At 56.8% G+C, this 12,028-nt stretch carries 13 protein-coding genes; 6 read left to right on the forward strand and 7 right to left on the reverse strand.

The window, feature by feature from the left end:
* The first annotated feature begins 10 nt into the window (after nt 1–10).
* From ACKF11_RS06590 to ACKF11_RS06610, 5 genes are all read left to right on the forward strand, one after another.
* Nucleotides 11–2,245 (forward strand): TonB-dependent siderophore receptor, encoded by a 2,235-nt coding sequence (locus ACKF11_RS06590; protein WP_407996423.1) that lies wholly within the window; start codon nt 11–13, stop codon nt 2,243–2,245.
* Between the two features lie 107 nt (nt 2,246–2,352).
* Nucleotides 2,353–3,270, forward strand: a complete 918-nt coding sequence (locus ACKF11_RS06595; RefSeq protein WP_407996424.1) for an alpha/beta hydrolase — start codon at nt 2,353–2,355, stop codon at nt 3,268–3,270.
* On the forward strand, nt 3,267–3,539 hold the full coding sequence (locus ACKF11_RS06600; protein WP_309565009.1) for an iron transporter: 273 nt from the start codon (nt 3,267–3,269) through the stop codon (nt 3,537–3,539). Before ACKF11_RS06595 ends, ACKF11_RS06600 begins: the two co-directional genes overlap by 4 nt.
* Nucleotides 3,536–5,071, forward strand: a complete 1,536-nt coding sequence (locus tag ACKF11_RS06605) for a PepSY-associated TM helix domain-containing protein (protein WP_407996425.1) — start codon at nt 3,536–3,538, stop codon at nt 5,069–5,071. Before ACKF11_RS06600 ends, ACKF11_RS06605 begins: the two co-directional genes overlap by 4 nt.
* A gap of 42 nt (nt 5,072–5,113) precedes the next feature.
* Nucleotides 5,114–5,521 (forward strand): DUF3325 domain-containing protein, encoded by a 408-nt coding sequence (locus ACKF11_RS06610; RefSeq protein ID WP_407996426.1) that lies wholly within the window; start codon nt 5,114–5,116, stop codon nt 5,519–5,521.
* Nucleotides 5,522–5,659: 138 nt separating this feature from the next.
* Here ACKF11_RS06610 and ACKF11_RS06615 read toward each other — a convergent pair whose 3' ends face one another.
* The 3 genes from ACKF11_RS06615 to ACKF11_RS06625 all read right to left on the reverse strand — a co-directional run bounded on the left by ACKF11_RS06615 (nt 5,660) and on the right by ACKF11_RS06625 (nt 7,383).
* The gene (locus tag ACKF11_RS06615) at nt 5,660–6,718 is read right to left on the reverse strand and encodes an AI-2E family transporter (protein ID WP_407996427.1); all 1,059 of its coding nucleotides are present in this window, start codon (nt 6,716–6,718) and stop codon (nt 5,660–5,662) included.
* Nucleotides 6,719–6,757: 39 nt separating this feature from the next.
* The gene (locus tag ACKF11_RS06620; RefSeq protein WP_407996428.1) at nt 6,758–7,060 is read right to left on the reverse strand and encodes a DUF1840 domain-containing protein; all 303 of its coding nucleotides are present in this window, start codon (nt 7,058–7,060) and stop codon (nt 6,758–6,760) included.
* Nucleotides 7,061–7,128: 68 nt separating this feature from the next.
* On the reverse strand, nt 7,129–7,383 hold the full coding sequence (locus ACKF11_RS06625) for a PLD nuclease N-terminal domain-containing protein (protein ID WP_309565013.1): 255 nt from the start codon (nt 7,381–7,383) through the stop codon (nt 7,129–7,131).
* 115 nt (nt 7,384–7,498) lie between these two features.
* Between ACKF11_RS06625 and ACKF11_RS06630 the strand changes: the two genes are divergently transcribed.
* A complete protein-coding gene (locus ACKF11_RS06630; protein ID WP_407996429.1) occupies nt 7,499–8,479 on the forward strand; it encodes a CobW family GTP-binding protein in 981 nt (326 codons plus the stop codon).
* Nucleotides 8,480–8,551: 72 nt separating this feature from the next.
* On the opposite strand, the gene ACKF11_RS06635 is transcribed toward ACKF11_RS06630, so the two are convergent.
* The 4 genes from ACKF11_RS06635 to ACKF11_RS06650 form a co-directional block, all read right to left on the reverse strand.
* Complete coding sequence (locus ACKF11_RS06635; protein WP_407996430.1) at nt 8,552–9,574, reverse strand: CobW family GTP-binding protein; 1,023 nt, start codon at nt 9,572–9,574, stop codon at nt 8,552–8,554.
* Between the two features lie 112 nt (nt 9,575–9,686).
* Nucleotides 9,687–10,898, reverse strand: coding sequence for a zinc metallochaperone GTPase ZigA (zigA, locus tag ACKF11_RS06640; protein WP_510338915.1), 1,212 nt, complete (start codon nt 10,896–10,898; stop codon nt 9,687–9,689).
* A 151-nt stretch (nt 10,899–11,049) separates the two neighbouring features.
* A complete protein-coding gene (dksA, locus tag ACKF11_RS06645; RefSeq protein ID WP_287110365.1) occupies nt 11,050–11,469 on the reverse strand; it encodes an RNA polymerase-binding protein DksA in 420 nt (139 codons plus the stop codon).
* A gap of 152 nt (nt 11,470–11,621) precedes the next feature.
* Nucleotides 11,622–12,023, reverse strand: a complete 402-nt coding sequence (locus ACKF11_RS06650) for a Fur family transcriptional regulator (RefSeq protein ID WP_287110364.1) — start codon at nt 12,021–12,023, stop codon at nt 11,622–11,624.
* Between the last annotated feature and the right edge of the window lie 5 nt (nt 12,024–12,028).

The following is a 12,028-nucleotide window of genomic DNA, read 5'->3' on the forward strand; positions in this document are numbered from 1 at the left end:
GGGAAAAGCAATGAAGCAAACTCCAATACTGGCAGTCCAGAAGCCAAAGCTTGTGTATCTCATGGTCGGCGCATTGTTCGCAATGCCTGCCATCGCAGCGGATAGCGATAGTTCGGTATTGCCAGAAGTGGCCGTCGTCGGCGCCAAGGCTGGCGATGAAAGCGGCAGCTATGTCGCCAAGAAGACCAAAAGTTCAACCAAGACCGATACGCCCGTCGTAGAAACGCCGCAATCCATTTCGATTGTCGATCGCAAGGAACTGGACGACCGTAATGCGCAGACCTTGAACGAGGCAGTTGCATACACTGCAGGCGTGAGATCCGAGGTCGGCGGTATGGATAGCCGAGCCGACAGTTATTCCATTCGCGGTATCAAGGGCGGTATGGAAGCCGATGCCGGCATTTCCAACCTATTCCAGGACGGCCTCAAAGTACCCGCTGGCGGTATGTGGAACCGCGCTAGCTTCGACAACTTTGGTTTGGAGCGCATAGAGGTGCTGAAGGGGCCTTCTGCAGCAGTGTATGGTCAGATCACCCCTGGCGGTATGATCAACCTTGTCAGCAAACGGCCAACGGCAAACCAGGTCAACGAAGTGCGTTTGCAAGGCGGCAGCTTCGATCAATACAAAGCAGCATTCGATATCGGCGGCAGCCTCGCTGACGATCAGTCGGTTTTGTTCAGGCTGGTGGGTTCGTTCAATGATGGTGGTTCCCAGATCAAACATAACGATTTGCAACGGACCTACTTCGCACCAAGTCTGCTCTGGCAGATTTCGGACAAGACTAGCCTGACATTGTTGGCACAGTATCAACGTGACAAGGGAGGAGCAACTTTCCAGTTCCTGCCATATTACGGCACGGTGGCATTCAACTCTGCGATTGGCGGCCGTCTCGATCGCGATACGTTCTATGGTGACAAGGACTGGAATACCTATGATCGTGAACAGTCTACGGTAGGTTGGGAGTTCGACCACCGTTTCAACGATACATGGCAGTTCCGCCAGAATTTGCGATATACAAGTATTGAGAATACCTATAAGTCGGTAATTGGTGGAAGAAATGATGGCTCTAATGGATTACTTCAGCGTCGGTCTACTTTGGGTGAAGGTAAGTCTGATGGCGTAGCGGTTGATAATCAGTTGCAAGCCGATTTTGCGACCGGAGAATTGCAGCACACGGTGTTACTCGGATTGGATGCGCAACGGTTCAGTTGGAAGAATGAACGTTCTAATGGTACTGCAACTGATATTTCCCTGTTGAATCCAAGATATACCAGTGCGGGTGACTATGCGATGACATTGGGTTGGTCTCAGGATGTAGATCAAAAGCAAACAGGCGCTTATATTCAAGAGCAGGCTGCATTGGGCAACTGGCGCTTCAGTCTGGGCGGTCGCTACGACTACTTCGACAATACGATGTTCAATGCCGTCAATGGTCGTCGATTTGCTTATAACGATCATGCGTTTACATGGCGTACTGGCGCAGTTTATCAATTCGATAATGGTATTGCTCCGTTCATCAGTTACTCCACCTCGTTCGATCCAGGCATGTTAGGCGTTGCCATGCTGAACGATGCAGATGTGAAGCCTGTAAAGGGCAAGCAGTACGAAGCAGGCGTGAAATACCAGCCACCAGGCAGCAATAGCCTGATTACTGCTTCTGTATATGAGTTGACGCAGGATAATCGGGTGGTGACGGCTGGTGTGCCTAATACAATTGTTTGCCCAGACGCTACCGGGAATACGTGTTATACGCAGGTCGATGCGAGGATACGTGGTTTCGAGCTGGAAGGTAAAGCTGCTGTTACCGATAATCTGAGCTTGCTCGCTAGCTATACCTATATGGATAGTGAAATTACCAGTAACAACAGCTTGACCGAAAGCAAAGGCGCGGCTATTCCTCAAGTTGCCAAGCACATGTCTTCATTGTGGGCAAATTACGCTTTTACTACTGGTTATTTGGATGGTTTAAGCGTAGGGCTAGGCGCCCGTTACATTGGTGGGAGTTATGGTGTCGCCCGTGCTGCAGGGCCAGCAGATAATCTTTATCTGCATACCGATGCATATACGACTTATGATGCCGCACTACGATATAACCTGAAGTCATTGGGATATGCTGGCGCCGAGTTTGCAATCAATGCCAGCAACTTGACGGATAGGTTGTATGTGACTACTTGTACAGGCTCAACTGCTTGCTACTACGGTTCAGGCCGTGTAGTCAACGCTACCCTGAAGTACAACTGGTAATGTGATCCAGGGCGATTGTCCGCGATGAGCGGGCAATCGCTTTTTTATGGATGAATAATGTGAAGCTGAATCCGATTTTATTTACAGGCCTCTTGTATTTATGGGCAATGCAGCCTGGTGCCAGTATTGCGGAAGAGAATAGCACCTGGCGGGAAGCGACTTTGCCGATAGCCCAGCAGCAGGATATCCGTTCGGCAGCGACAGGCAAGACTTACCGTATTTTTATTTCCAAGCCCATGTCTGAACCGCCTGCCGGCGGCTTCCCTGTCATTTATGTGCTGGATGGGAATGTATTATTTTATCCGGTTTCCATGCTGGTACATGGGCAGTCTCAACGGCGCGATGCGACCGGCATAGTGCCGGCAGTGGTGGTGGGAATCGGTTACCCGACGCAGGCAATGCTGGATGAGGTATCCCGCGCCGAGGATTTGACGCCGCCAGCACCCGACTTATCCAATACCGGCGACCAGCGTGCTCCCAGGCAGGGAGGGGCAGACCGTTTTCTGGATTTTGTCGAGCACGAGTTGAAGCCTATGATTGCCAAGGAAGTCAATATCGATCCGAAGCAACAGGCCTTGTTTGGACATTCCTACGGCGGCTTGTTTGCCCTGCATGCATTATTCACACGCCCCCAGGCTTTCCAGGTTTACATCGCTTCCAGCCCTTCCATTTGGTGGAACAAGCAATTCATCCTCGAGGAGCAGAAACGATTCTCGACGCATTCGTCTATTGACCTGGGACAATCTCGCTTGCTGCTGATGGTGGGTGGTCTGGAGCAACGGCCGCTGGCCGGCTCCGCTTCACAATCGCCCAGAATGGCGCATATGCAGCAGAGGCGCATGGTGGATGCCACGCGCGAGTTGGCTGAAGAGTTGCAGCATAGCCGTCCGCATGGGTTGAATACTTTCTTCCGGTTGCAGGAAGGTGAGAACCATGGCACCGCCATGCTGACTGGCAGCATCCGGGCAGTGGAGTTTTTCTTGGGCAGGCATGAGCAATTCAATGCGGGAACATTAGGTCAATGAAACCGTCTCGCGATATCGGCTTGAGAGTGCTGGCCGCGTTTGTCGGCGGTTATATCCTGACGGCCTTGTTCAACTTGGTTTGGGTGCTGTGGTGGCCCGGTCATCGTGCGGATGCGGTCTATTACGGCACCTTGTTGCCGTGGACGGTATATTGCGCGGTGATGATATGGGCATTTTCCGCGCGCAGCGCCTGGCGCGCCTGGGGCTGGATTGTCCTGGTCGCGCTTGTGCTTGCTATATTGTGGGGACTGGCCCGGTTCGTAAAATGAAGAAGACGTTTTCCTTATCGATGGCCTGGCTGCACACCTGGTTTGGCTTGTACCTGGGATGGCTGCTGTTTGCGGTATTCCTGACCGGCACCATGGCGGTATTCGAGCACAGCATTACGCACTGGATGCAGCCCGAGGCCAGCATTGACCGCTCTGCTCCGCTGCCTTCCTTTGAAAAGCAGCTTGAGGTAGGCCAGGCTTACCTGGAACAGCATGCGCTGAGGGAGAAAGGCAGCCTTTGGAGAATCATCCCGGCAGGGGAGCGTCATCCCACTTTGGACGTCGGATGGCGTGACAAGGGAAAGAACCATGAAGTGGCCCTTGATCCCTATTCCGGCCAAGAGATTGATATACGTGAAACCGAAGGCGGGGAAATGCTCACCCATTTCCATTACACCCTGTTGGCCGGTATCCCCGGCACCATCATTGTCGGGCTGGCTGCGGTCGTGATGTTGGTAGGGCTGATTAGCGGCATTGTGATCCACAAACGCATATTCAAAGACTTTTTCACATTTCGCAAGCAATCATCTTCACAGCGCTCATGGCTAGACGCCCACAACGTAGCAGGGGTCATGATGCTGCCATTTCTCTTGATGATTACCTATACAGGATTGGTAATGCAGCCGCTGGTTTTCCTGCCTTTGGGTATCAAGGCCGCGTATGAGGACCCTCGGGGACTTCGTGCAGACGCGGTGCAGTCTTTCGACCTGCCTTACGTCGGCGAAGAGGCAGCATTGCTCAATATATCTTCATTGCTACCACGGGCGAGGGAATCACTTGATGTCGTGGAGTGGGTGGTCATCAAGAACGGCGGCGACGCTTCCGCGGTAGTCGAATTCTACGAGAGCATCAATCACAAGATTTCGGCCGTGGCTAATCATGCCGCATTCAATGGCGTCAACGGGGAGCTGATCGGGGCGCAGACAGAATGGCGCGACTCCACCTACATTTTCCGCGCTTTTGTCGGCACGCATGTGGCGGTGTTCGGCGGCTGGACGGTCTCTTGGCTTTATTTCATTGGCGGCATCGTGAGTTGCGGCTTGATTGCCACAGGGCTGGTGCTGTTCACCATCAAGCGCCGCAAGCGTCCTGAAAATGAGTTCGGCGCTGCCAGTGGCTGCGTCTACCGGTTGATCGAGGCGCTTAATGTGGCAGCCGTGATGGGCAGCATCAATGCCATATTGATCTATTTCTGGGCGAATCGCGTATTGCCGGCTGACCTGGCAGGGCGCTCCGACTGGGAGGTGCGCGCCTTCTTGTTCACATGGCTGGCAAGCCTTGCGCATGCCTTGGTACGCAAGCCATTGGCTGGCTGGCGCGACCAGCTTGTCTTTGCCGTTGCGCTGTGTTGGCTGTTGCCGGTGTATTCGTGGCTGAGCGGCCAGCCCAACTTGCTGTCTTTCTTGCAAAGAGGCGACGGCGTAGCGTTAGGCGTTGAAAGCACGATCGTGGCATTCGGCGTGTTGCTTGCCGTCGCGGTTCCCAAGGTTTCCGGCGCGATGCGGGGCGTGCCTGCCAGGCGGAAAGGCTAGCGCTTTTTTATTCCTTGATTGCTGAAGTGCGATTGTTCTGGTTTGGCACTGCGCCAGCTGATCCTGCTAAGAATACGGGTTGATTTGATGGGTAATACTTCTTTGTTGGCTGCTTGCTTTGTGACGTATGCCCTGGCTTATGCGGGCATGACTGCATTGTGCCTGGCCATGGAAAAACATTATGGCCAGGCAATGCGGGGAGCCGATCTGCCTGCGGGCAGGAAAAAGTGCTTGAAGGTGATGGGCTGGAGTCTTCTCGCCCTAGGGATATTGTCCAGCATCCATGGATGGAATCCGACCATAGGCATCGTGGTTTGGAGCGGCTTCGTGTCGGTGGCCGCAATCAGCGTGGTGCTGGTGCTTTCCTATTTCCCTACCCAGGTTGTCCAAATAGGTGCAAGCGCTTTGGTTATGGGCTTGCTCAGCCTGCTGGCTCTCCTGCTCGGCTAAGCGCCGCGAACTAAATCCTTAGGCGTCGTTGCTCTGCTTGCCGTACTGTGTTTACTGCCTCGGCAGGGAGGCTCGCCAGAATCGCCGCACTGAATTTATTCGGGGCTTTCAAGGCCATTGTTGACGACTTAATCGGGCCTAATTCTTGTCAATGACGCGCGAGCTGGCAAAAATATCCCACATGGTGATGAACAGGGCGGCGATCAGCGGCCCGATCACGAAGCCGTTGAGGCCGAACACCGCCATGCCGCCCAGCGTGGAGATCAGCACTACGTAGTCGGGCAGCTTGGTATCCTTGCCGACCAGGATGGGGCGCAGGATATTGTCTACCAGGCCGATCACGAAGACCCCGAATGCAATGAGGATGACGCCTTGCCAGATAGCGCCTGTCGCGAGGAAATAGACCGCAACCGGCGCCCAGATCAAGCTGGCGCCCACCGCGGGCAGCAATGAGAGGAACGCCATGATCACGGCCCATAGCAGCGCCGCCTGGATGCCGAGGATCCAGAAAATCAGCCCGCCCAGCGCGCCCTGGGTAATCGCGACGAGAATATTGCCCTTGACCGTGGCGCGGATGACGGTGGTGAACTTGTTGAACAGGTGGCGCTTGTGTTCGGCACTGAGCGGAATGGCTTGCTTCACGCGCATGGAAAGCGAGGTGCCGTCCCTCAGCAGGAAGAACATCAGGTAAAGCATGACGGCAAAGCCGACCACGAACTGGAAGGTGTTCTGCCCAATACTGAGCGCCTTGGTCGCCAACAGTTGGCTGCCCTGCATGGCAAGCTGCGAAAGCCTGTCCTGGAAGCTCCTGACGTCGGTCAGGCCGACGCGTTCCAAAACCCGGTGTACGGGAGCCGGCGCGGCATCCAGTATTTCCTGCGTATACACGGCAGGGTTGATCTCCCCCGTCTTGAGTTTCTGGAACAGCATAGCGCCCTCATGCACCAGGGAGCTGGCAATGATGACGACCGGCACGATGACGATGACGATGCAGGTGCTCAGCGTGCCGAGCGCCGCGAGGTTACGGCGGTTTTTCGTGGCTGCAAGCAGGCGCCGGTACAGCGGCGTGAACAGGATGGAGAGAATCACGCCCCAGAATACCGCGCCGTAAAAAGGCAGCAGAATGATGATGAGCCCGGCGGAAACCAGCAGGAGCAGGAAGATGAAGGACTTATGATGAAAATCGGCACTGTTCATGAGGCGGGAGTCTACTGGTTAAACACGCTGGCGCACAGCTTATTTCCACATCACGTCGCTTTGGTTCTGAATCGCGGATTGCAGCAGCTCTATCAATGGCAGGGCCCTTTTCTTCAGGCTGACATGGACGGCTTCGTCCTCAGTGTCCGGCGATTCGGGACTGTCGGGCGCGGCAGCGCCTTCGAGACCTTGCTGCAAATGTTGCAATGCCCGCGGCACGTCGGCGGCGAGGATCGCTCCGGGAATCGTGCCGCTATGGCCCATGAGTTGGAGCAGTTGCTTGGCGACGTCGCCAAACAGCATGATGTCGCTATAACGGGCGGTGGAAAAGGTGACGAGCATGGTGGCGGCCTTGAGCTTGGATATGTGGGCAGGCCATCTGGCAAACGCAAGACAGCCCGCGGTGGGGGTTAGTCGGTTTTGCTGCCCGGGCCGGCCAGGTACCAGACGATCAGGCCAAGCACGGGGAAGACCAATACGCCAAGAATCCAGAGGATTTTCTTTACCGTGTCTGCCGAGCTCTGGATAATCTTGATAATCGCATAAATGTCTGCAATGAGGATCAATATACCGATGACGCTTTGCATGATGTTTTCCTTTTTCTTGGTGGTGGAAGAGACGGCAGAGACTCCCTGCTGCAGTTCGGATAGGAGCGTACGCTGCACATGCAATCCGTAATATCAGACTACACTGAATTACAAGTAGGACTTTACCGACTCGCCGCAGGGCTTGGCAAGCGGAGATTGAATGCCTTGACGGGGCAAATGCGTGGCTGACAGGATGCGTTTGCCAGTCACGGTGCTGACCGGGTTTCTCGGCGCCGGCAAGACCACATTGCTCAACCAGTGGCTGCGGCATCCGCAGGCGCAGGATACCTTGATCATCGTCAATGAGTTCGGCGAGACCGGCCTCGACCACCTGTTGGTGGCGCACCAGCAGGAGCAGCCCATGGTGGTGGAGCTGAGCAATGGCTGCTTGTGCTGCCGGCTGCGTACCGACCTCAAGCAGACGTTGAAGGACATCCATTGGCGCTTTTCCCGCAACGGCGTGCGGCAATTCCAACGCGTGGCGATCGAGACCAGCGGCCTGGCCGATCCCGCCCCTGTCCTGCACACCCTGATGACCGACGCCTATGTTGCATCAGCCTACCAGCTGGATGGCGTGGTTACGGTGGTCGATGGGCTGTTGGGGAGGGCAACCTTGGAGCGCCATCCGGAGGCAATGAAGCAAGTGCAGCTGGCAGACCGTCTGTTGGTTTCGAAGACCGATCTGGCCGGCAGCGACGTATTGCATCGACTCGAGGCATGCCTGCACCAACTGAATCCTCTAGCGACGCTAACCAGGCTGGATCCAGCCCGGCCTGACACATCAGGATTCTCACTCTTATTTGGGACGCCGCCAGCCGCAGGTTTCCCGCATTGGTTATCGGCGCTGGCGACGCCGGCCTTGCATGGCGGCGAGGCAACCACCTTGAGCCTGTCGCTGGACAAGCCTGTTCCCAGGGCGGATTTCGAGCGCTGGCTAGAGATACTGCGCGATGACGACAGCCCGGGACTGTTGCGCCTCAAAGGCGTGTTCCATATTGAGGGAGAGGCCGACCCGATAGCGGTGCACCGCGTACAGCACGTATTGCATGCGCCCGAGCCCTTGCCGCATTGGCAGGGCCGGGACCGACGCAGCCGACTGGTGCTGATTACCCAGTCGGGAATCGGCAATGACGAGAGGCAGCTGTTGCAGCCGCTTGCCAGGTTTATGGATTAAGTTTGGCAGCTCAAACCCGTGGTTGCCTTCTTGAGCAACTCATACTGCCCGCAATCAAAGCTTCCACAGGCACTATATCTGCATCAACGCATCGCGGATCCTGATTTCATCCAGCCCCTTGCCGATCAGGACAATCCGGGTAATCGGCTCGTCTTCATCCCAGCCTTGCAGCAGGTTGGGCGGGTAAAGCGTGTGGTGCACTGCATGCACCGCCAGCGGGGCCGGCTGGTCCTCGGCATGGATGATACCCTTCATGCGCAGCAGGTTTTCGCCATGCGTGGCGCAAAGCCATTGCAATACGGGTTCGAGCTGCAGCCAGGTTAGCGGCTTGGGCATGGTCACGGTAAAGCTGCCGATTTCGTCTTCATGCACCGCTTGCGGCAGCATGCCGCGCCTGGCCTTGGAGCGCGACGGCGCACGCAGCCAGCGCTGCGGTTGCGCCTGCGTGCCGCCGGGGTTGAACAGGCCCGCGTCAATCACCGCGGAGGGATCTATCTCTCCATGGCTGATGCGGTATTGGGTGGCGCCGGGGTTGAGCTCCTGCAGCGTAGCGGAGAGCGCGTCCAGGCTTTCCGCCGACGCCAGGTCGGTCTTGGTGATGAGCAGCACATCCGCCACGGCAGCCTGTTTGCGCGCCTCGCCGTGCCCTGCGATCTGCTGCAGGCCGTAGGTGCTGTCTATGGTGACCACTACCGCATCCAGGCGATAGGTGGAGGAAATCACCGGCTCGTTGAGCAGGTTGGCCATGATGGGGCCGGGGTCCGCCATGCCGGTGGTTTCGATCACCAGGCGGGAAAAAGCCGGGATCGCCTCCAGCTGGCGCTTGAAGAACAGGTCGCGCATGGTGTCTGCCAGCTCGTTGCTCAGGGTACAGCACAGGCAGCCGGATTCCAGCAGCACGGTGTTGTCGGCAATATGATGGCTCTCGACGGTACGGGCGAGGATATGGTCCAGCCCGGCGCTGCCGAGCTCGTTGATGATGACGGCGGTGTCCTTCATGCCGGGGTGGTTGAGCAGCTTGTTGAGGAGCGTGGTTTTGCCGCTGCCGAGAAAACCGGTCAGCAACGTCACCGGGATACGATGGTCCAGCGTCATTGAAAAATTCCTTGAGTCCCTTGGGTATGTTGTGAGGATGGCAGGATGCCGCATCGGGTTGCGGTATTCGCATTTTAAACGAGAATGAGCGTGCCTAGCGTGTCGGCGGCAGTCACGCGGCGCTTTCTTCCGGCTGACGATCCCAGATGGGGAAGGGGTCGTCGAAATCAGCCCAGGCCTGCATGCCGAGCATGAGTTCGGCATCCGTCAACAGGCAGTGGTCGAATTCCCGCCTCAGGTCGGCTTCGTCCATCTTGCTTCCGATCAGCACAATCTCCTGCTGGCGGTCGCCGAATTCGCCGGAAAAGCGCGAGCGGATGATGCTGAGCGATTCCATGTCCTCGGGCCAGTAGGCCTTGGGCGTGGCGGCCCACCAGTATCCGGCCGGTCCGTGCCGGGTGATGGAACCGGCCTGCGACCAGCTGCCGCAGTATGCAGGTCGGCTGGCAATCCAGAAATGTCCCTTGGAGCGGACGACGTTCGGCCACTCGCGCGAGAACCATCGCCACAGCCGTTCCGGGTGGAAAGGTCGGCGCGCGCGGTAAACGAAGCTCGTGATGCCGTATTGCTCGGTTTCCGGCGTGTGCTCGCCGCGCAATTCCCTGAGCCAGCCCGGGGCGGCCTGGGCTTCGGCAAAATCGAACAGCCCGGTGTCGAGCACCTGGTCGAGCGGCACGCGGCCGAATTCGCTTTCCACGATCCGGGCGCGCGGATTCAGGCTTTTCAGGATGCCGTGCAATTGCTGCAATGCCTCCTGGCCGACCAGGTCGGTCTTGTTCAGCACGATGACGTCGCAGAACTCCACCTGCTCGATCAACAGGTCGACGACGGTGCGCTCGTCGCCTTCGCCCATCGAGGAGCCGCGTTCCGCCAGCATGTCGTGCGAGGCATAGTCGCGCAGGAAATTGAAGGCATCCACCACGGTGACCATGGTGTCGAGCCGTGCGATGTCGGAAAGGCTGGCGCCGTTTTCATCACGGAAAGTAAAGGTTTCGGCGACGGGAAGCGGCTCGGAAATGCCGGTGGATTCGATCAGCAAGTAGTCGAAGCGTCCGGCTTCCGCCAGGCGCTTGATCTCGACCAGCAGGTCTTCGCGCAAGGTGCAGCAGATGCAGCCATTGCTCATTTCCACCAGTTTCTCTTCCGAGCGCGACAAGTCGGCCCCGCCCTCGCGGACGAGTTGCGCATCGATATTGACCTCCGACATGTCGTTGACGATGACGGCGACGCGCTTGTCCTCGCGGTTGTTCAGGATGTGGTTGAGCAAGGTGGTCTTGCCGGCGCCGAGAAAGCCGGACAGCACGGTGACGGGGAGTTTGCGGATGGTTTGCATAGTGGTTCCTGGAGTTTGATGATTCTTAAAGGGTGGCTGACAAAACTCTCCTGGCGTTGTTGTCCTGCCTTGCCGTACTGCTTTTACTGCCTGCGGCAGAGCGCCTGGCCAGGAACGCTTCGCTGAAGTTTGTTAGCCGCTCTTAATGGCTGTATTGGCGTTCGCGCCTTTCATGCCGCTCCTGCGCCTCCAGCGAAAGGGTGGCGGTAGGGCGGGCGAGCAGTCGTTGCAGGCCGATAGGCTCGCCGGACTCTTCGCAATAGCCGTATTCGCCATCGCGGATGCGCTGCAATGCCGCGTTGATTTTCTTTTCCAGCTTGCGCTCGCGGTCGCGCGTACGCAGTTCCAGCGTATGCAGTTCTTCCTGCGTGGCGCGGTCGGCCGGGTCGGGAAATTCTTCGTGTTCCCTCAGGTGCTTGCTGGTCTCGGCGGCGTTGTCGCGGATATGGGCGAGCTGCTGCTCGAGCAGGCGTTGGAAGAAGGCAAGCTGCTGCGGGTTCATGTAATGTTCTTCAGGCATGGAAAGCAATTCTTCAATGCTGACGACGTCTGGATTCGGCATGGTTTTGAATAATAAATGCAACAAAGTTGCATTTTAGGGTGTGGCGTCTTGATGTGCAACTGTGTTGCAATTAATTTTATCTTAAGGGGAGGTTGATGCCTAGGATGCGTAAAGGCCGGCCAGCGCCTTAAAGAAAGCCTGGCCTAGAGGGATCAGTTTCTTGCGGAATTACAGTGGTCGCATTGACCTTTTATATTGAGTTCGACCGACTCGACGGTAAAATGGGAGGGTACGCTATTGGGAATGCGCGGCTTGACTTCGTCCAGGCAGAATATCTTGCCGCAGGAGGAGCATTCGAAATGCGCATGGTGGTGCTTGGCGTTGCGCTGGGTCAGCTGGAAGCGCCTGGCGCGGTCGTCGCCCATGATGGGATGCACAAGGTTGCACTCCACCAGCCAGTCGAGAACGCGATACAGGGTGACGCGGTCGAAGGGCGCTTCCTTGGTCAGGGTTTGCAGTAATTCATGATGCGTGAGCGGGAATTCCGACTCCATCAGGACATTCAATACAGCAACACGTGAGGAGGTCGGGCGCTGCCCAATCTCATGTATCATTCGTT

The organism is Methylobacillus draconifructus (assembly GCF_045984385.1).
GTDB lineage: Bacteria > Pseudomonadota > Gammaproteobacteria > Burkholderiales > Methylophilaceae > Methylobacillus > Methylobacillus flagellatus_A.